This window comes from Roseomonas sp. E05, from assembly GCF_030063475.1.
Classification (GTDB): Bacteria; Pseudomonadota; Alphaproteobacteria; order Acetobacterales; family Acetobacteraceae; genus Pseudoroseomonas.
In genome coordinates this window covers 22520-40706 of sequence record NZ_JASIRT010000042.1, presented here as the reverse complement: position 1 = coordinate 40706, position 18187 = coordinate 22520, and the positions used below count along the sequence as shown (strand labels likewise).

Here is an 18187-nt window from a genome sequence, read left to right as displayed (position 1 = left end):
CTTCCGCCGCCTGGCCATCCGCTACGAACGCAGGCTCGACATCCACCATGCCCTCACCGCCCTCGCCTGCTCCCTCATCTGCCTCAACGCGCTTCAGGAGCGGTTTTGAAAGGCGCTGTTATTGCGGAGAGAGCAGACGGATCAGCCCGTCCAGCTGGTCGAGGTCGCGGTAGCTGATGGTCATGCGGCCGCCGCGCTTGCCGTGCTGGATGGCGACCTTCAGCCCCAGTCGGCCCATCAGGTCGCGCTCCAGGGCCTTGGTGTCGGCATCGGCGCGCACAGGGCGAGCGGCCGGCTTCATCCGCTCGGCCGCCGCCGCCAGCGCCTCCGTCTGCCGCACGTTCAGTCCGCGCGTGACGACCATTTCCGCCAGCCTCACCGGGTCCGGCGCCGTCAGCAGGGCCCGCGCATGGCCCGCCGAAATGCTGCCGCGGTCCAGCATCTCCCGGACCTTGGCGGGCAGCGAGAGCAGCCGCAGCGTGTTGGACACATGGCTGCGGCTCTTGCCCACCGCCTGCCCGAGCGCATCCTGCGTCAGCCCGTACTCGTCCAGCAGCCGCTTATAGCCCCGCGCCTCCTCCAGCGCGTTCAGATCCTCGCGCTGCAGGTTCTCGACCAGCGCGGCGGCCATGGCCATGCGGTCGTCCAGCTCGTGCACATAGACCGGCACCTCGTGCCGCTGCGCCAGCTGCGCCGCGCGCCAGCGCCGCTCGCCGCCGATGATCTGATAGGCGCCCGCCTGTCCCGGCTTGGGCCGCACCAGCAGCGGCTGCAGCACGCCATGCTCACGGATCGAGGCCGCCAGCTCCGCCAAGCCGGATTGATCGATCGGCCCACGCGGCTGAAACGGACCAGGCTCCAGCGCCTCCAGCGGCAGGGTGCGGGGAATACTGGCGCCGGGGCTCGCAGGCGTCGCGGCATTCTGGTCGCCCAGCAGGGCAGAGAGCCCCATGCCAAGCCGGGGTGACTTGCGCGCGCTCATGCCGCCTTACCTCCCCGCGCGCGCTCGCGCCGCAACATCTCGGCCGCCAACTTGACATAGGCCTGCGCCCCCGCCGAACGCGGGTCGTAGAGCAGCACCGGAAGGCCATGCGAGGGCGCCTCGCTGACGCGGATGTTGCGCGGGATCACGGTCTCGAACACCTTTTCGCGGAAAAAGGCACGCACATCGGCCGCCACCAGTTCGGAGAGGTTGTTGCGGCGATCAAACATGGTCAGCACGATGCCGTCCAGCGCCAGGGCCGGGTTCAGCACACGCTTCACCCGGTCGATCGTCCGGGTGATCTGCGAGACGCCCTCCAGCGCGAAGAATTCGGCCTGCAAGGGAATCATCACCGATTCCACGGCCACCAGCGCGTTCAGCGTCAGCAAGCCGAGTGAGGGCGGACAGTCGATCAGAATGAAGTCGAAGCCCTTCAGCGTCTCGCCCGCCGCCTCCAGCGCCAGGCGCAGCCGGTGCTCGCGCTTCTCCATGCCGACCAGCTCGATCTCCGCTCCCGCCAGATCATTGTCGGCCGGCAGAAGGAAAAGGTCCGGCACCTTGGTCGGCCGCATCAGCTCCGCCAGCGGCTTCTGCCCCACCAGCAGCGCATAGGAGCCCGCGCCGCGCTCCCCGCGCGGCAGGCCAAGCCCGGTGGAGGCATTGCCCTGCGGGTCGAGGTCGATGACCAGCACCCGCTTTTTGGTCGCAAGCGCGGTGGCCAGGTTGATGGCGGTCGTGGTCTTGCCGACCCCACCCTTCTGGTTGGCGAGCGCGATACGGCGGAGAGGGGCTGCTTTAGGCGCCGGCACGGCGGATTCCAGACATGCGGAAGAGGGTGGCGTTCGGGTCCGTGCTGCTCTTGAACCGCTCCACGGCCATTGTCCAGCCCGCGGCTTCCGCCTCCGCCAATTCCGCCTCCGCGCTTTTGCCCTTTGGAAAGATTGCGACACCTCCAGGCGCCAGCAGACTCGCCGCCCAAGGCAGCAGCAGCTCCAGCGGCGCCAGCGCCCGCGCCGTCACCACAGCGGCAGGCGGCAGGCGCAAGGCCTCGATCCGCGCCGGATGCACCGCCACATGCGCGAGCCCCAGCTCGGCGGCGGCCGCCTGCAGGAAAGCCGCCTTGCGCCGATCCGCCTCCACCAGGTGCACGGGCCGTGCCAGGGCGGCCGCCAGCACCATCCCCGGAAAGCCGCCGCCGGAGCCAAGATCCACCAGCGCCCCCTCCCCCGCCGGCACCAAGGGCAGCAACTGCAGGGAATCGGCAATGTGCCGCTCCCGCAGCGCTCCGGAATCCCTTCCCGAGACCAGGTTGATCCGCGCATTCCAGCGCAACAGCAGCTCCAGGAACCGCTCCAGCCGAGCCGCCGTTTCACGTGAAACCTGCACCGGCGGCAGGTCCGGCATTGCGCCCTGCTTCACGTGAAACGCTCCTGCCGCCGCCGCAGGTGAACGGCAAGCGCCGCCAGCGCCGCCGGGGTCACACCCGGCACGCGCCCCGCCCCACCCAGCGTCGCCGGCTGCGCCACACCCAGGCGCTGCCGCATCTCATGCGAAAGCCCCGGCACCGCCCCGAAATCGAGCCCGCGCGGAATGGCGAGCTGCTCCTCCCGCTCCAGCAACCGCAGCTCGGCGGCCTGGCGCTGCAGATAGGGTGCATAGAGCGCCTCGGCCTCCACCTGCGCCCGCACGCCCGGTGCCAGGCCCTGCAGCCAGGGGAAGACCGCCTCGACGGCCGGAACATCCACCTCCGGCAGCGCCAGCACCTCCAGCAGGCTGCGCCAGCGGCCATCCTGATTGATGGCGATCCCGGCCGCCTTCAGGGCCGCCGGCGTGCCGCCCTCCACCCGCGCCCGCGCCAGCGCCGCCTCCACCCCCGCGGCGAAGGCGCGGAACCGCGTCGCGCGCTCTGCTCCCACCACGCCCCAGCCCATGCCCTTCTCCGTCAGCCGCAGCCCGGCATTGTCGGCCCGCAGCGCCAGCCGGTGCTCGGAGCGCGCCGTCAGCATCCGGTAAGGCTCCGTCACCCCCTGCAGCACGAGGTCGTCAACCATCACGCCGAGATAGGCCTCGGTGCGCGCCAGCACCCGTTCCGCCTCCATTCCCCCGGCCAGGGCCGCCGCGTTCATCCCTGCCAGCAGCCCCTGCGCCGCCGCCTCCTCATAGCCCGTGGTGCCGTTGATCTGCCCGGCCAGGAACAGGCCCGGCACGTCACGCGCCTCCAGCGTCGGGCGCAACGCACGCGGGTCCACATGGTCGTACTCGATGGCATAGCCCGGCCGCAGGATCGCCGCCTTCTCCAGCCCGGGAATGGTGGCGATGAAGGCGTGCTGCACATCCTCCGGCAGGCTGGTGGAAATGCCGTTCGGATAGATGGTGCGATCCTCCAGCCCTTCCGGCTCCAGGAAGATCTGGTGCCGCTCGCGCTCCGCGAAGCGCACCACCTTGTCCTCAATCGAAGGGCAGTAGCGCGGCCCCACGCCCTGGATCTGCCCGGAATGGATCGGCGCCCGGTGCAGGTTGGCATAGATCAGCGCATGGCCGGCCGGCGTGGTCGCCGTGATGCCGCACGCCACCTGCCGGTTGGTGATCCGCTCCGTCATCCAGGAGAGCGGCTCCGGCTCGCTGTCGCCCGGCTGCATCTCCAGCGCCGCCCAGTCGATCGTCCGTCCGTCGAGCCGCGGCGGCGTACCCGTCTTCAGCCGCCGCATCGGCAGACCCAGCGCCTCGATCGCCACCGCCAGCCCGATCGCGGGCGCATCCCCCACACGTCCCGCCGGAATCCGCCGCTCGCCGATATGGATCTCGCCGCGCAGGAAGGTGCCCGTCGTGATGACCAGCGCTCCGCAGCCGATCCGCGCGCCCTCCGCCGTCAGCACCGCCGAAATGCGCCCCTGCGCATCCCGCTCGATCCCTTCCGCCGCCACCGCGCGGATGGTGAGGCCCGGCTGCGCCTCCAGCAGCCCCCGGATGGCCTGGCGATACAAGGCCCGGTCGGCCTGCGCGCGCGGGCCGCGCACCGCCGGCCCTTTGCTGCGGTTCAGCAGCTTGAAATGGATGCCCGCCTCATCGGCGGCGCGCCCGATCAGCCCGTCCAGCGCATCAACCTCGCGGACGAGATGCCCCTTCCCCACGCCGCCGATCGCGGGGTTGCAGGACATCTCGCCCAGCGTCTCCAGCTTGTGCGTCAGCAACAGGGTGCGGGCGCCGCAACGGGCGGCGGCCGCGGCGGCCTCCGTGCCGGCATGTCCGCCGCCCACCACAACAACGTCGAAAGCATCATCGCGCATGGCGCCATCCTATAGCGCCCCGCGGCCTACTTTCCGATGCAGAAATCCCCGAACACGAGGTCGAGAACCGCCTCGACGCCCACCCGCCCGGTCAGCCGCCCCAGCGCCCGCAGCGCCGCCCGCAGTGCTTCCGCCGCCAGCTCCGGCAGGGGCGCCCGCTCCACCTCGCCGAGCCAGGCCACCGCCTCCCCCAATGCGGCCCGGTGCCGGGGCCGGGTCAGGCTGGCCTCCTCGGACAATCCCGCCCGTGCCGCCGCCGCCTCGGCGAGCACCGCCTGCAGCCGCTCCAGCCCCACCCCCGCCGATGCCGAGACACCCACCGGCGCCACCCCGCCGATCCGCTCCGCTGCCGGCGCCAGATCGGTCTTGTTCGCCACCACCACGACCCCGGGCGCCACCAGCGCCAGCGTCGCCGCATCCGGCGGCTGGTCGGCGGCGAAGACGGCGATCACCAGATCCGCCTCCTCCGCGCGCCGCCGCGCCCGGCGCACGCCCTCCGCCTCGATCTCGTCCGCCGTCTCGCGCAGCCCTGCGGTATCGGCCAGCCAGACCGGCACGCCGCCGAGATCCAGCCGCACCTCCACCACGTCGCGCGTCGTCCCCGCCCGCGCCGAGACGATCGCCGCCTCCCGCCCCGCCAGCGCGTTCAGCAGCGAGGATTTCCCCGCATTCGGCGCCCCGACGATGGCGGCCCAGAGCCCCTCGCGCAGCCGCTCACCGCGTCCGCCATCGTTCAGATGCGCGCCGATCTCCCCGGCCAGCGCCGCCGCTCCCGCGCGCACCTCGGCCTCCAGCGTGCTGGGCAGCCCGTCCTCGGCGAACTCGATGGCGGCCTCCTGATGGGCCAGCAGCCGCGTCAGCCGCTCCGTCCAGCCGGCATAGCGCGCCGCCAGTGCCCCGCCCGCCTGCCGCAGGGCCTGCCGCCGCTGCGCCCCCGTCTCGGCCTCGATCAGGTCGGCGATGCCTTCCGCCGCCGTCAGGTCCATCCGCCCGTTGAGGAAGGCGCGGCGCGTGAACTCGCCCGGCTCTGCCGGCCGTGCCCCGCAGGCCAGCAGCGCCTCCACCACGCCCTCGCGCACGGCCCGCCCGCCATGCAGGTGCAGTTCGGCGGCATCCTCGCCCGTATAGGAGCGCGGCCCCGGGAACCAGAGCACCAGCGCCTCGTCCAGCACCTCGCCCGTTGCGGGGTGCCGCAGCCGCCGCAGGCTCGCCCTCCGCGCCTTCGGCAGCCCGCCGGCCAACTGCTGCAGGATGGCGCCGCTCTCCGATCCGGAAAGCCGCAGCAGCGACACCGCCGCGCGGCCGGCGCCGGAGGCCAGGGCGAAAATGGTGTCGAAAGGCATGATCGAACTCCAGGCGACAGGCCAGGGGCGCTGCCCCGGACCCCGCCGCGAACGACGGGCGGGGTCCGGGGTGGCACTGCCACCCCGGCGGGGGTGCAGGGGGCGGCGCCCCTTGCCGCTATCCCTTCTTCACCACATCCTTTTCGGTCAGCATCAGGCGCCGTGCGCGCCCGCCCTCGACCAGATGCGCCTGGAGAATTTCGTCGACATCCTCGCGCGTCTCCGCCCGGTACCAGATCCCTTCGGGATAGATCACGATCGCCGGCCCGAACTCGCAGCGGTCGAGGCAGCCGGCCTGGTTCACCCGGATGCCGGGGATCCCGAGTTCCTTCGCCCGTGCCTTCATGTAGTCCTTCAGCGCCTCACTGCCCTTGGCCGCGCAGGAGCCGCGGCGATGCCCCTCCGGCCGACGGTTGCAGCAGACGAAGACATGCGCCCGGTAAAAGGGCGGCGGATCGGTCTCACTCACGGATGCGCTCCTTGGGGTGTGAAGCCCCCCCTGCCTCGCCCATGTAGCGAGGACCTACCGGAGCGACCAGAGCCATGCCCGAGATCGCCGAGAACCTGCTGCGCCACGAAAGCTCGCCCTATCTGCTTCAGCATGCGGAGAATCCGGTCCACTGGCGCCCCTGGGGCGCCGCCGCGCTAGAGGAAGCGCGCGCGACGAACCGCCCCATCCTCCTCTCGATCGGCTACGCCGCCTGCCACTGGTGCCACGTCATGGCGCACGAAAGCTTCGAGGATCCGGAGACGGCGGCGCTGATGAACAGCCTGTTCGTCAACATCAAGGTGGACCGCGAGGAGCGTCCGGACATCGACGCCCTCTACATGGGCAGCCTGCACCTGCTCGGCGAGCAGGGCGGCTGGCCGCTGACCATGTTCCTCACCCCCGAGGGCGCCCCCTTCTGGGGCGGCACCTACTTCCCGCCGGAGCCACGCTGGGGCCGTCCTTCCTTCCGCCAGGTGCTGCAGGGCCTGGCGCAGGCCTACCGGGAGGAGGGCGACAAGGTCGCGCAGAACGTCGCCGCCCTGAAGCAGGGTCTCGCCCGCATGGCCGAGGCCAATCCCGGTGCCATGCCCGGCCCGGCCCAGCTCGGCGCCGTGGCCCAGGCCCTCCTCAACGCGCAGGATCGCGTGGCCGGCGGCATGCAGGGCGCCCCCAAATTCCCCAACCCGCCCATCTACCGCTTCCTGCTGCAGATGGCCGAGGCCCTCGGCCAGCCCGTCTGTGCCGAGCCGGTGCATCTGCTGCTGCGCCGGATGAGCCAGGGTGGCATCTACGACCATCTGGGCGGCGGCTATGCCCGCTACAGCACCGATGCCGAATGGCTGGTGCCGCATTTCGAGAAGATGCTCTACGACAACGCGCAGATTCTCGAACTGCTGGCGCTTGCCCATGCCCGCGCGCCCGATCCGCTCTACGCCGCCCGCGCCGCCGAGACCGTCGCCTGGCTGGAGCGCGAAATGCTGGCCGAGGGCGGCGCCTTCGCCGCCACCCAGGACGCCGACAGCGAGGGCGAGGAAGGCCGCTTCTACGTCTGGCAGGCGGATGAGGTCGATGCCCTGCTCGGCGACCGCGCCCCCCTCTTCCGCCGCATCTACGACGTCTCGGAGGAGGGCAACTGGGAGGGCAAGGCGATCCTGAACCGCACCGCCCATCCCGCCCCGCTCGCCGAGGCTGAGGAGGCCGCCCTCGCCGAGGCCCGCGCCATCCTCTTCGCCGCCCGCGCCCGGCGCATCGCTCCCGGCCGCGACGACAAGGTGCTGGCCGACTGGAACGGCCTGATGATCGCCGCCCTCGCCCGCGCCAGCGCCGTCTTCGGCCATCCGGAATGGCTGGCCCTCGCCCGCCGTGCCTTCGCCTTCGTCGCGGAGCGCATGGCCGCCCCTGATGGCCGTCTGCGCCATGCGTGGCGGGATGGCCGCGCCTCCGCCCCCGGCCTGCTGGAGGATCACGCGGCCATGGCCCGCGCCGCCCTGGCCCTGTTCGAAGCCACCGGGGAGGATGCCTTCCTGCGCCAGGCCATCGCCTGGACGGAGGCGGTCGAGCGCCACTTCGCCGCCCCCGATGGCGGCTACTTCACCTCCGCCGATGACGCCGCCGACGTCCTGGTGCGCGGCCGTACCGCCGGCGACAACGCCACCCCGGCCGGCAATGGCCTGATGGCCGAGGTCCAGGCCCGCCTCTATCACCTGACCGGCGACTCGCGCTGGCGCCACCAGGCGGAAGCCACCATCGCCGCCTTCACCGGCCTGACCCAGGCGTTGCTCGCGATGCCCACCCTGCTTGCCGCCGCCGACCTGCTGGAGAACGGCGCCACGGTCGCCGTGGCCGGAGCGCCGGCCGATGCGGCGGCCGAGCGGCTGGCCACCGCCGCCCTGGCCCTGCCGGACGCCGCCGTGACGGTGCTGCGCGTGACGGAGGCGGCGGCCCTGCCTGAAGGCCATCCCGCCTTCGGCAAAGGCCCCGTGGAAGGCCAGGCGGCCGCCTATCCCTGCCGCGGCGGCACCTGCGGCCTGCCCGTGCTGCAGCCGGAGCGCCTTGCCGCCGCCCTCCGCCGCGCCGCCTGAGCCGGGCGGCGCCGTGCGCGCCGCCCCCCTCCCGCATCCCGACTTGACGCTGCGGGCAGAGCGTGTCGAATCAGCATCGCATGCCGCAGCTTTCCTTTCTCACTCCCCTCGGCGCGCTGACCTTGTCCGAGGAGGATGGGGCCATCGTCGCACTGGACTGGGGCCGAGGCCGGGATCAGGCGGAAACTCCCCTGCTCCTCGCCGCGCGCGACCAGATCCAGGACTATTTCGACGGCCAGCGGACGAGCTTCGCCCTGCCCCTGGCTCCCTTTGGCAGTGCCTTCCAGCAGCGGGTCTGGGCCGCCCTGCAGGCCATTCCGGCCGGCGAGACGCGCAGCTATGGCGAGTTGGCGCGCCTGCTCGGTTCCGCGGCCCGGGCCGTGGGGCAGGCCAACGGCGCCAACCCCCTCCCCATCCTGATTCCCTGCCACCGCGTGGTCGGCAGCAACGGCGCGCTGGGCGGCTATTCCGGCGGCGAAGGTCTCGCCACCAAGCGCTATCTTCTGGACCTCGAACGCCGCGCACGGCGCCAGCAAGGGACACTCCTATGAACCACGCCATCCGCATCCATGAACCTGGCGGCCCCGAAAAAATGGTGTGGGAGGAGGTTCCCCTGCCCGCGCCCAAGCCCGACGAGGTACTGGTCCGCCACCACGCGGTCGGCCTGAACTACATCGACGTCTATTTCCGCACCGGCCTCTACAAGATCCCCTCCCTCCCCGCGACGCTCGGCATGGAAGGTGCCGGCGTGGTCGAGGCGGTGGGCAGCGAGGTCACCGAACTGGTGGTGGGCGACCGCGTGGCCTATGCCATGCCGATCGGCGCCTATTGCGAGGCCCGCACCATCAAGGCCGACCGGCTGGTGAAGCTGCCCGATGGCATCGACTTCAAGACCGCCGCCGGAATGATGCTGCAGGGCATGACGGCGCAATACCTGCTGCGGCGCACCTTCCCGGTGAAGGCCGGCGACACCATCCTGGTGCATGCCGCGGCCGGCGGCGTCGGCCTGATCCTGTGCCAATGGGCCAAGCAGCTCGGCTGCACCGTCATCGGCACCGTCTCCACCCCCGCCAAGGCGGAGCTGGCCCGCGCCCATGGCGCCGACCATGTGCTGATCTCCGGCCAGGACGACCTGCCCGCCCGGGTGAAGGAAATCACCAGCGGCGCCATGCTGCCGGTCGTCTATGACAGCGTCGGCAAGGACAGCTTCATGCCATCGCTGGACTGCCTCGCCCCCTTCGGCATGATGGTCTCCTACGGCAACGCCTCCGGCCCGGTGCCGCCCTTCGACATCGGCATTCTCGCTGCCAAGGGCTCGCTCTTCCTGACGCGCCCGACGCTCGCCACCTACACCGCCAAGCCCGCCGACCTCGTCGCCACCGCCACCGACCTGTTCTCGGTGGTGCTCTCCGGCGCGGTGAAGATCAACGTCAACCAGACCTATCCGTTGAAGGACGCCGCCGAGGCGCACCGGGCGCTGGAATCCCGCAAGACGACCGGCAGCACCGTCTTCATTCCCTGACGCCGCCGGGGCCGGAGGCATCCGGCCCCGCCCTTCAGGCCGCCCGCAGGAAATAGCGGTAACGGTAGATCTCCCGCATTCCCAGGGCTTCATAGAGCGCGCAGGCCGGTACGTTACCGGCCGAGACCTGCAGCCAGCCCGTCAGGCCGCCACGCGCCTGCGCCCAGGCCGCGGCGCCGCGCAGCAGCCGTCGTGCCATGCCCTGGCGCCGGAATTCCGGCGCCGCCGCAACGTCGAAGAAGCCGACCAGCCGTCCATCCACCGCCACTTGCGCCGCGGCCGCCGCGCGTCCATCCGGCGTGCGCAGCAGCACCCAGGCGGCCGGCACCAGCATCATGGCGGCCGCCTGCAGCTTCTCCGCCCGGCGCGCCGGCGTCTGGTGCTCCGCCGTGGCGATGAGGGAGAGCCATTCCTCGCCAGGCTGCTCCGCCATCTCAAGTCCTTCCTCCGGCGCCGCGAAGGCGGCCAGCGGGCCAGCCATGACGCGGGACTCCTCATCTGCCCTGTAACCGCGCTCCAGCAGCGCCTCCTCCAGGCCTGGCGGGTCCAGCGGCGTCGAGCGGAACCGGGCCGGCAATCCGACGCGCCGGTAGGCCGCCTCGATCCGGTCCAGCCGCAGGGGCAGGCCGGCATCCGGCGCGGGATCGAGCGAGCTGACCGCATTGGCCCGCCCCGTGCCGCCCAGGAAGGCGCGCAACAGGAAGGGTCCGTCGAAGGCGGTGCGGAGCGCCGGCACGGCGGTGTGCGAGGCGCGCTCCAACTCCACCACCGAGACCCCCTGCCAGGATTTCCCCTGCATCCGCCGCCCTCCTTCGTCACACCCTCAACCTAGCGCGCGGGATGAGGCTGAAAAGGCGAACAGCCGCGCAGCCGGCGCAGGTCGCTGCAGCGGGATTAGCAGGGCTGCCGGCGGAGCTGCCGGCGCGGCACCCAGCGCTCCGGCCGGCTTCCGCGCCAGGAATTCACGGGCTTCGGAGAGGCCGCGATGGTCCCCGGAAGGCAGCGCCTTCCGGAGCGCGAGGCAACCGGCTTCAAGCCGCCCGGATCTCTCCCAGGAAGCTGTCCATCTGGCTGCGCAGCACCTCCGCCTGCCGTGCCAGTTCGCTGGAAGCGCTGCGGAGGTCGCTGGCGGCACCGCCGGTGCGTTCCGCCCCCTCACGCACGCCAGCGGCATGGCGGGAGGCCTCGTGCGTACCGGCAGCCGCCTCCGCCACCGCGCGGCCGATTTCCTGGGTGGCCTGCGCCTGCTGCTCGGTGGCTCCCGCCACCTGCCCCATGGCGCGGTCCAGATCGGCGATGATCTCGGCGATGGCGCCGATCGCCTGCACCGTACGCCCGGTTTCCTGCTGCATGGCGCTGATTTGCGCGGCGATCTCCTCCGTGGCCCGGGCCGTCTGGGCGGCAAGCTGCTTCACCTCGCTGGCCACCACGGCGAAGCCCTTGCCGGCCTCCCCGGCGCGCGCCGCCTCGATGGTGGCGTTCAGCGCCAGCAGGTTGGTCTGCCCGGCGACCTGGTTGATCAGCTGCACCACGTCCCCGATGCGCGCGGCAGCCTCGGCCAGGCTGCGCACCGTGCGGCCGGTCTCCTCGGTGGTGTTGCTGGCCCGGCGCGCCATCTCCGCACTGGTGCGCACCTGCCGCGTCACCTCGCCGATCGAGGAAGCCAGTTCCTCCGCCGAGGAGGCGACCGTCTGCACATTGGTGCTGGCCTGCTGGGCGGCGGCCGCCACCGAGGTGGCGCGATTGGCGCCATCCTCGGCCGTGCCGCTCATCTGGGCTGCCGTCGCGTCCAGCTCGGTCGCCGCCGCTGCCACGCCGCGCAGCACGGCGGCGGTTTCCGCCTCGAAGCCCTTCAGCAGGTGGTCGAGTTTCTCGCCGCGGAGGGCACGGGCCCGCTGCGCCTCGGCCTCCGCCGCCACGGCCCGGTCGCGCTCCAGCGAGGCGGTGCGCAGCACCTCGATCGCCCCCGCCATGGCGCCGATCTCGTCCTGCCGCCCGCGGTGCGGCACGTCCAGCGCCAGCTCGCCCTCCGCGATGCGGCCGACGGCGCCGGTCAGGCCGGCGAGCGGCGCGACGATCCGCCGCAGCATCACCGCCACGCCGCCGAGCACCAGGCCAAGCACCAGCAGCCCGGCGAGGCCGACCAGCAGGAACTCCCGCCAGGCGGCCTCCGCCCCGGCGGCGCTCTGCGCGGCCGCGCTGTCCAGCGCCGCGTCGCGCATCGGCAGGATGCTGACGAGCGCCGGCACCGACCAGGCGCGATAGCCGGCCAGGTCCTCCGGCCAGGGGGAGGTGGTGCCGGCGAGCCGCGCCTGCAGGAGGCGCATGTACTCCCGGTAGCGCGGCTCGGCCTGGCCGATGAAGCCACGGCGCAGGGCCTCATAGGCTGCCACCACCGCCGGCCCGCCGGCCGGCGCCAGACGCTCGGCCGTGGCGAAGGCCGTCTCGATCCTGCCGGTGAAGACCTGCGCATCGCGCAGCGCGTCGGCGGAGGGCGGCCCGGCGAACCAGCTGTTGATCATCAGGCTGCGCCGCCCGGCCGCATCGCGTGCGTCCATGATCTGGAAGGCGATCTCGACCATCGGCGCCAGGTCGGGGCGCAGCGTGCGCAGGCGCGTCTCGGCCAGGCGGCTGAACTGCTGCAGCACGTCCACGCTGGTGCTGCGCAGGGCATTGGTCGCGGTGGTGAGGGCAGGGTCGGTGGCCGTGGCGGCCTGCAGGTTTTCCGCCACGCGTGTCCGCATCGTGGCCAGTTGCTCCGCCAGGGAGCGGAGCGGGGCCAGGTCCAGCCCCGCTTCGGCCGCCGCCGCGCTGGTCGCGGCGAGCAGGCCGTCCACCGTCTGCGCCCGCTCCCGCAACAGGGGGGCATTGGCGCGGCGGCTCAGGTTGGCGGCGTTCAGCTCGCCGATTTCCACCACCAGGGCGGTCTGCGTGCGCATCGCGGCGCTCAGGGTGCCGGTCATGGCCCGCGCTTCGATGGCACGCCCCGCCTGCACCCACGCCGTTCGCGCGAGCCAGCCCGCTCCCAGCAGTGAAGGGGCGGCCACCAGCCCGAAGCCGATCAGGAAAACCCTTGCGATGCGCATGCTGACCCCCCCCCCTCCACCTGCGGAGCGGGGGGGAAGGTCGGGCTGCCCGGGTTACAGGAGGGTTGACGGCGTTACACACGAATCCGTGAGCAACGCCGCCCGGCTGCCGGCGGACAGCGCCCGCCGGCGGCTTCCGTCAGGTATTCATCGCGTCGAAGAAGTCCTGGTTGGTCTTGCTGTACTTCAGCTTGTCCAGCAGGAACTCCATCGAATCCTGGGTGCCCATCGGGTTCAGGATGCGGCGCAGCACCCACATCTTGGTCAGCGTGGGCCGGTCGATCAGCACCTCCTCGCGGCGGGTGCCGGACTTGGTGATGTCGATCGCGGGGAAGACGCGCTTGTCCGAGAGCTTGCGGTCGAGGATCACCTCGGAGTTGCCGGTGCCCTTGAACTCCTCGAAGATCACCTCGTCCATGCGGCTGCCGGTATCGATCAGCGCGGTCGCGATGATGGTCAGCGAGCCGCCTTCCTCGATGTTGCGCGCCGCGCCGAAGAAGCGCTTCGGCCGCTGCAGGGCGTTGGCGTCCACGCCGCCGGTCAGCACCTTGCCCGAGGAGGGCACGACCGAGTTGTAGGCGCGGCCGAGACGGGTGATGGAGTCGAGCAGGATGACGACGTCCCGCTTGTGCTCGACCAGGCGCTTGGCCTTCTCCAGCACCATCTCCGTCACCTGCACATGGCGGGTCGCCGGCTCGTCGAAGGTGGAGGCCACCACCTCGCCGCGCACGGTGCGCGCCATGTCGGTGACTTCCTCCGGCCGCTCGTCGATCAGCAGCACGATGAGAAAGACGTCGGGGTGATTGACGCTGAGGCTGCGGGCGATGTTCTGCAGCATCACGGTCTTGCCGGTGCGCGGCGGCGCGACGACGAGCGCGCGCTGCCCCATGCCGATCGGCGCCACGAGGTCGATCACCCGGGAGGTGTAGTCCTTCTGCACCCCCTTCCCGACATTCTCCGCCTGCGGGTTCTCCATCTTCAGCTGGCGCGTCGGATAGAGCGGCGTGAGATTGTCGAAGTTGATGCGGTGGCGCAGCGCCTCGGGCGGCTCGAAGTTGACGGTATTGACCTTCAGCAGCGCGAAGTAACGCTCCCCGTCCTTCGGCGCGCGGATCTGCCCTTCCACGGTGTCGCCGGTGCGCAGCCCGAAGCGGCGCACCTGGGCGGGGGAGACATAGATGTCGTCGGGGCCGGGCAGGTAGTTCGACTGCGGCGAGCGCAGGAAGCCGAAGCCGTCGGGCAGGATTTCCAGCGTGCCATCGCCGTGGATCGCCTGGTCGTTCTCCGCCAGCTGCTTCAGGATCGCGAACATCATGTCCTGCTTCCGCAGGCTGGAGGCGTTCTCGATCTGCAGGGACTCGGCGAAGGTGAGCAGGTCGGAGGGGCTTTTGGCCTTGAGTTCAGAAAGATGCATGGGTCGGACGCGTTCCGTTCCGGCGGAGAGCAGGGGGACATTTCCGAGGCCACGCAGGAGATTCCGCCTGCAAGGCGGGGCGGCGCGCGCAGGGCGGCCGGCCATGTCCCAGATAAGGAGGAGGGAGTCTCGGCGCCAGCTTGGGCGGAAGCCCACTTGTCGCCAGGACGGGAAGTGGCGGGACGCTACGAGGAACCTTCCCCTCCCGTCAATGGTGCAAATGGCGCTTCAGGGCACCACGTCAAGCTTTTCCCGAAGTTTTTTTGCCGGCGGATGGCAGGGAAAGGCAGCGGGCAGCAGTTCCTCCCGCCCCCGGCTCCCTGCCCCGGCACCTTCAGAACGGCTTCACGATCACCATGATGACGATCAGGATCAGCAACACGGTAGGCACCTCGTTCATCGCCCGCCAGTAGCGTTCGGAATGCCGCCGCTGGTCGGCCAGGAAGTCCTTCCGGGCGTAGCCGAGATGGTGGTGGAACAGCGTCATGCCGAGGAAGCCGGTCATCTTCCCGTGCCACCAGCCGGCGCTCCAGTCCACCACGCCGGGCGTCAGCACCAGGGTAATGCCGAAGGTCCAGGCGGCGATCATCGCCGGGTTCATGATGCCGCGCAGCAGGCGGCGCTCCATCACCTTGAACAGCTCGCTCTGCGCCGAGCCGGGCGCGGCCGGCGTATGATAGACGTAGAGCCGCGGCAAGTAGAACAGCCCCGCCATCCAGGCGAAGACCGAGAGCAGGTGGAGCGACTTGGTCCAGAGATAGTATTCGCCCAGAACATCGAAGGTCATCAGCCGATCCCCAGCAGGCCCGGCAGCTCCGCCATCCGCCCGAAGGGCTGGGCGCCCTGCGCCGCCAGCACCGCCGGGTGCGCCTCCCCGGCATAGGCCAGCACGCGGCAGCCGGCGGCCAGGCCGGCGCGGATGCCGGGCAGGCTGTCCTCCACCACCACGCAGTCCTCCGGCGCCGCGCCGCAGGCGGCGGCGGCGGTCAGGTAGAGGTCGGGGTAGGGCTTGGGCCGGTCCACATCCTCGAAGGAGAAGGTCCGCCCGGCGAAGGCCTCCACCAGCCCCAGCCGCTCCAGCTTGGCGGCCAGCTCGCTGCGCGAGGAGTTGGAGGCGCAGGCACAGGGCAGCCCGGCCTTCACGACCGCCTGCAGCGCCTCGATGGCACCTTCCACCGCCACCACCTCCGCCGCCATGCGCTCGGTCAGGCGGCGGGACATCTCGGCCGGCCAGCTGTCAGGCAGGCGGCCATACTGCGCCTCGATCACCGGTACCATGTCCGGCACGGCGCGGCCGAGGAAGATGCGGCGGCTCTCCTCGGGGGTGATGAACCAGCCGCGCCCGGTCAGGTCCTCCGCCACCACGATGGCGGCCAGCGCCTCGCTGTCGGCCAGCACGCCGTCGCAGTCGAACAGCACCGCGGCCGGGCGGGCGGGCGGCGGGCGCATCACGCGCCCACTCCGGCCGCCAGCGCGCGGGCCCGCGCATGCGGGCAGTCCCCGTAGGCCTTCGGGCACTGCCGCCCCCCGGCGAAGGAGCAGAGCCGCCGGTCGCTCTCCCGCACCCGCCGGACCAGCCCGGCCAGGGCGGCGATGAAGCCGGCATCGCTGTTCTGCGCCGGCACGCGGAAATAGCCGGGCAGCCCGAGCTTGTGCGCCAGCTCGCCGTATTCGACATCCAGCTCCACCAGCGTCTCGGAATGCTCGGAGACGAAGGCGATCGGGCAGACCAGCACCGCCGTCCTGTCCTGCGCCGCCTGCTCCAGCGCCGCCTCGGTGGAGGGCCCGATCCATTTCTGCGGCGTCACGCGGGACTGGTAGCAGATCGAATGGTCCAGCCCCTCGATGCCGATCCGCTCCATCACCGCGGCCACGCTGCGTTCCACCTGCCACTGATAGGGATCGCCGCGCTTGACGATGCTCTCCGGCAGCCCGTGCGCCGAGAACAGGATGCGCAGCGGCACGGCGGGCGACAGTTCCGCGCGCGCCTTCTCGTAGGCGGCGCGCACCAGGGCGGCGGTGGCCGTGGCGAAGCCGTCGTCGGAATGCCAGCAGCACAGCACGCGGGTCGGCCGCAGCAGCCCGATCCGCGCGCAGGCCGCCTCCCAGTCCTCCACCGAGGAGCCGGTGGTGGTGGTGGAATACTGCGGATAGAGCGGCAGCAGCAGGATCTCGTCGGCGCCCCACTCCTTCACCTGCCGCGCGGCCTCCTCGGCGAAGGGGTGCCAGTAGCGCATGGCGATGAAGCAGCGCGCCTCCATCTCGTCGCCGGCCAGCGCCGCCTCCAGCGCCGCCCCCTGCGCCTGGGTCAGCTCCAGCAGCGGCGACCGGCCGCCGAGGATCGCGTAGTTCTCGCTGGCCGCCTTGGTGCGCCGCGCCGCGATGAACCTGCCGAGCCAGGGCCGGATGAAGCCCGGCACCCGCAGGATGGCGGGGTCGGTGAACAGGTTCTCCAGGAAAGGCCGCACCGCCGCGGGGCTGTCGGGCCCCCCGAGGTTGAACAGCACGATGGCAACACGGGGAGCGGGGGCGTCGGACATGCCTCCGGAGATGCCATGCACAAGCCCGTGGTCAAGGCTCCCGCCGATGAATTCCCGCGCCGGTGCGTCTTTCGGCCCCCGTCGCGGAATGGCAGGATGGCGCGACGCCCTCCGCGCTTTTCCTTGTCCTGCCGGCCGCGCCTGCCTAGGTGGGGGCGTGAACGGCTTTGCAGACCTCTGACATGACGGAAAAGAACAACCCTGCGATGAACGACCAGACCCCCGCCCCGGAAACCCCGGCCGACGCCGCCCAGGCGCAGCCCACGCCGGAGCAGCCGGCCGACACGCTGGCCCGCATCGCCGAGCTGGAGGCCGAGCTGGCCCAGATGAAGGACCGCTGGCTGCGCTCGGAGGCGGAGATGCAGAACCTGCGCACGCGCACCAAGCGCGAGGTGGAGGATGCCCGCCAGTACGCCGTGCAGAAATTCGCACGCGACGTGGTGGAGGCGGCCGACAACCTGCGCCGCGGCCTTGACGCCCTGCCCCCCGTGGAGGAGGGCGAGGCCGAGCTGCTGACCAAGCTGCGCGGCGGCTTCGAGGGCGTGGAGCGCGCCTTCATCGCCCTGCTGGAGCGCAACGGCATCACCAAGCAGGACGCCACCGGCAAGCCCTTCGACCCCGAGCTGCACCAGGCCATGGCGCAGCAGCCGCCGCCGGAGGGCGTGGCCCCCGGCACCGTGCTGCAGTCCTGGACCCCGGCCTGGACGCTGAACGGCCGCCTGCTGAAGCCCGCCATGGTGGTGGTGGCCGGCGAGGGCGTCTCCGAGACGGCATGACCCCCGCGCGCGCCATCCTCCCGGCCGAGCTGCCCGCGCTGCTGGCGCTGAACAACCGCCACACCCCGGCGGTGAACGCGCTCGCCCTGCCGGAGCTGGCCGCGCTGGTGGAGGGGGCGCTGCTGGCCCTGGCAGCCTGGGAGGGCGGGGCAGCCCGCGCCCTCCTGCTCGCCTTCGGGCCGGAGGGTCCGGCGCGCGGCCCCAACCACGCCTGGATCCGCGCCCATGCCCCGGAAGCCGCCTATGTGGACCGCCTGGTGGTGGACGGCCCCGCGCAGGGCCGCGGCCTTGGCCGGGCGCTCTACGCCGCGCTGGCGGCGCGCGCCGCCGCCGCCGGCCTCGCCGGGCTGGGCTGCGAGGTGAACCTCGCCCCGCCCAATCCGGAGAGCCTGGCCTTCCACAGCCGCCTCGGCTTCCGCCGGCTCGGCGAAGCCACCGATCCGCGCAACGGCAAACGGGTGGCTTATCTCGCCTGCTCCGCTGCACAATTTTTGCGCAGCGCCGCAACGCCGCCCTTGTCGCGCGGCGCCCGGCTCAATACATCGCTGTCACAAGCGCCCGGAGCCTCCCATCTCCCGGGCGACCCCCTTTCACCCGCCTGATGAGCAAGGGGATGGTTGCGGCGCCACAGGACCGGGCCGCCTCCATCCGCCGCAGAGGAGAACT

The 18187-nt window shown here is 71.7% G+C and carries 17 protein-coding genes and 1 pseudogene; 6 read left to right on the top strand and 12 right to left on the bottom strand.

Going from position 1 to position 18187, the window contains the following annotated elements; translation table 11 throughout:
- A pseudogene (locus QMO56_RS24295) lies at positions 1–109 on the top strand (IS5/IS1182 family transposase); the annotation flags it as partial.
- 9 nt (positions 110–118) lie between these two features.
- Here the strand turns inward: QMO56_RS24295 and QMO56_RS24290 are convergent.
- The 6 genes from QMO56_RS24290 to QMO56_RS24265 form a co-directional block, all read right to left on the bottom strand.
- Complete coding sequence (locus QMO56_RS24290; RefSeq protein ID WP_283529864.1) at positions 119–982, bottom strand: ParB/RepB/Spo0J family partition protein; 864 nt, start codon at positions 980–982, stop codon at positions 119–121.
- Positions 979–1791: a ParA family protein gene (locus tag QMO56_RS24285; protein WP_283529863.1), complete on the bottom strand. Its 813-nt coding sequence runs from the start codon at positions 1789–1791 to the stop codon at positions 979–981. The genes QMO56_RS24290 and QMO56_RS24285 overlap by 4 nt, the downstream gene beginning before the upstream one ends.
- Positions 1778–2386, bottom strand: coding sequence for a 16S rRNA (guanine(527)-N(7))-methyltransferase RsmG (rsmG, locus tag QMO56_RS24280; RefSeq protein ID WP_283529867.1), 609 nt, complete (start codon positions 2384–2386; stop codon positions 1778–1780). The genes QMO56_RS24285 and rsmG overlap by 14 nt, the downstream gene beginning before the upstream one ends.
- 11 nt (positions 2387–2397) lie before the next feature.
- Positions 2398–4269, bottom strand: a complete 1872-nt coding sequence (gene mnmG, locus QMO56_RS24275) for a tRNA uridine-5-carboxymethylaminomethyl(34) synthesis enzyme MnmG (RefSeq protein ID WP_283529862.1) — start codon at positions 4267–4269, stop codon at positions 2398–2400.
- A 26-nt stretch (positions 4270–4295) separates the two neighbouring features.
- Positions 4296–5612, bottom strand: a complete 1317-nt coding sequence (gene mnmE / locus QMO56_RS24270; protein ID WP_283529861.1) for a tRNA uridine-5-carboxymethylaminomethyl(34) synthesis GTPase MnmE — start codon at positions 5610–5612, stop codon at positions 4296–4298.
- Between the two features lie 118 nt (positions 5613–5730).
- Positions 5731–6081: a ferredoxin gene (locus QMO56_RS24265; protein ID WP_283529860.1), complete on the bottom strand. Its 351-nt coding sequence runs from the start codon at positions 6079–6081 to the stop codon at positions 5731–5733.
- Positions 6082–6155: 74 nt separating this feature from the next.
- Here QMO56_RS24265 and QMO56_RS24260 point away from each other — a divergent pair, with 74 nt between their 5' ends.
- The 3 genes from QMO56_RS24260 to QMO56_RS24250 all read left to right on the top strand — a co-directional run bounded on the left by QMO56_RS24260 (position 6156) and on the right by QMO56_RS24250 (position 9705).
- Positions 6156–8183 carry a thioredoxin domain-containing protein gene (locus tag QMO56_RS24260; protein WP_283529858.1) on the top strand — a complete coding sequence of 676 codons (2028 nt, stop codon included), beginning with the start codon at positions 6156–6158 and terminating at the stop codon, positions 8181–8183.
- 80 nt (positions 8184–8263) lie between these two features.
- Positions 8264–8734, top strand: coding sequence for a methylated-DNA--[protein]-cysteine S-methyltransferase (locus QMO56_RS24255; protein WP_283529857.1), 471 nt, complete (start codon positions 8264–8266; stop codon positions 8732–8734).
- Complete coding sequence (locus QMO56_RS24250) at positions 8731–9705, top strand: quinone oxidoreductase (protein WP_283529856.1); 975 nt, start codon at positions 8731–8733, stop codon at positions 9703–9705. The genes QMO56_RS24255 and QMO56_RS24250 overlap by 4 nt, the downstream gene beginning before the upstream one ends.
- Before the next feature lie 34 nt (positions 9706–9739).
- Here the strand turns inward: QMO56_RS24250 and QMO56_RS24245 are convergent, their stop codons facing one another.
- The 6 genes from QMO56_RS24245 to hemH all read right to left on the bottom strand — a co-directional run bounded on the left by QMO56_RS24245 (position 9740) and on the right by hemH (position 16745).
- Entirely contained in the window at positions 9740–10504 is a 765-nt protein-coding gene (locus tag QMO56_RS24245; protein ID WP_283529855.1) for an N-acetyltransferase, read from the bottom strand.
- Between the two features lie 232 nt (positions 10505–10736).
- Complete coding sequence (locus QMO56_RS24240; protein WP_283529854.1) at positions 10737–12791, bottom strand: methyl-accepting chemotaxis protein; 2055 nt, start codon at positions 12789–12791, stop codon at positions 10737–10739.
- Between the two features lie 139 nt (positions 12792–12930).
- Positions 12931–14205: a transcription termination factor Rho gene (rho, locus tag QMO56_RS24235; protein ID WP_283529853.1), complete on the bottom strand. Its 1275-nt coding sequence runs from the start codon at positions 14203–14205 to the stop codon at positions 12931–12933.
- 334 nt (positions 14206–14539) lie between these two features.
- The gene (gene hemJ / locus QMO56_RS24230) at positions 14540–14992 is read right to left on the bottom strand and encodes a protoporphyrinogen oxidase HemJ (RefSeq protein WP_283529851.1); all 453 of its coding nucleotides are present in this window, start codon (positions 14990–14992) and stop codon (positions 14540–14542) included.
- Positions 14992–15654, bottom strand: a complete 663-nt coding sequence (locus QMO56_RS24225) for an HAD family phosphatase (RefSeq protein WP_283529850.1) — start codon at positions 15652–15654, stop codon at positions 14992–14994. The genes hemJ and QMO56_RS24225 overlap by 1 nt, the downstream gene beginning before the upstream one ends.
- Positions 15654–16745 carry a ferrochelatase gene (hemH, locus tag QMO56_RS24220; RefSeq protein ID WP_283529849.1) on the bottom strand — a complete coding sequence of 364 codons (1092 nt, stop codon included), beginning with the start codon at positions 16743–16745 and terminating at the stop codon, positions 15654–15656. The genes QMO56_RS24225 and hemH overlap by 1 nt, the downstream gene beginning before the upstream one ends.
- A gap of 182 nt (positions 16746–16927) precedes the next feature.
- Between hemH and QMO56_RS24215 the strand changes: the two genes are divergently transcribed.
- Together QMO56_RS24215 and QMO56_RS24210 are read left to right on the top strand one after the other, a co-directional pair.
- The gene (locus QMO56_RS24215) at positions 16928–17521 is read left to right on the top strand and encodes a nucleotide exchange factor GrpE (RefSeq protein WP_283529848.1); all 594 of its coding nucleotides are present in this window, start codon (positions 16928–16930) and stop codon (positions 17519–17521) included.
- Positions 17518–18123: a GNAT family N-acetyltransferase gene (locus QMO56_RS24210; protein ID WP_283529847.1), complete on the top strand. Its 606-nt coding sequence runs from the start codon at positions 17518–17520 to the stop codon at positions 18121–18123. The genes QMO56_RS24215 and QMO56_RS24210 overlap by 4 nt, the downstream gene beginning before the upstream one ends.
- The last annotated feature ends 64 nt before the right edge of the window (positions 18124–18187 follow it).

Excerpts from the sequence above, each read along its gene's own strand:
- QMO56_RS24290 (WP_283529864.1), bottom strand. The coding sequence starts at position 982 with ATGAGCGCGCGCAAGTCACCCCGGCTTGGCATGGGGCTCTCTGCCCTG.
- rsmG (WP_283529867.1), bottom strand. The coding sequence starts at position 2,386 with ATGCCGGACCTGCCGCCGGTGCAGGTTTCACGTGAAACGGCGGCTCGG.
- mnmG (WP_283529862.1), bottom strand. The coding sequence starts at position 4,269 with ATGCGCGATGATGCTTTCGACGTTGTTGTGGTGGGCGGCGGACATGCC.
- mnmE (WP_283529861.1), bottom strand. The coding sequence starts at position 5,612 with ATGCCTTTCGACACCATTTTCGCCCTGGCCTCCGGCGCCGGCCGCGCG.
- QMO56_RS24260 (WP_283529858.1), top strand. The coding sequence starts at position 6,156 with ATGCCCGAGATCGCCGAGAACCTGCTGCGCCACGAAAGCTCGCCCTAT.
- QMO56_RS24255 (WP_283529857.1), top strand. The coding sequence starts at position 8,264 with ATGCCGCAGCTTTCCTTTCTCACTCCCCTCGGCGCGCTGACCTTGTCC.
- QMO56_RS24250 (WP_283529856.1), top strand. The coding sequence starts at position 8,731 with ATGAACCACGCCATCCGCATCCATGAACCTGGCGGCCCCGAAAAAATG.
- QMO56_RS24245 (WP_283529855.1), bottom strand. The coding sequence starts at position 10,504 with ATGCAGGGGAAATCCTGGCAGGGGGTCTCGGTGGTGGAGTTGGAGCGC.
- QMO56_RS24240 (WP_283529854.1), bottom strand. The coding sequence starts at position 12,791 with ATGCGCATCGCAAGGGTTTTCCTGATCGGCTTCGGGCTGGTGGCCGCC.
- rho (WP_283529853.1), bottom strand. The coding sequence starts at position 14,205 with ATGCATCTTTCTGAACTCAAGGCCAAAAGCCCCTCCGACCTGCTCACC.
- hemJ (WP_283529851.1), bottom strand. The coding sequence starts at position 14,992 with ATGACCTTCGATGTTCTGGGCGAATACTATCTCTGGACCAAGTCGCTC.
- QMO56_RS24225 (WP_283529850.1), bottom strand. The coding sequence starts at position 15,654 with ATGCGCCCGCCGCCCGCCCGCCCGGCCGCGGTGCTGTTCGACTGCGAC.
- hemH (WP_283529849.1), bottom strand. The coding sequence starts at position 16,745 with ATGTCCGACGCCCCCGCTCCCCGTGTTGCCATCGTGCTGTTCAACCTC.
- QMO56_RS24215 (WP_283529848.1), top strand. The coding sequence starts at position 16,928 with ATGACGGAAAAGAACAACCCTGCGATGAACGACCAGACCCCCGCCCCG.
- QMO56_RS24210 (WP_283529847.1), top strand. The coding sequence starts at position 17,518 with ATGACCCCCGCGCGCGCCATCCTCCCGGCCGAGCTGCCCGCGCTGCTG.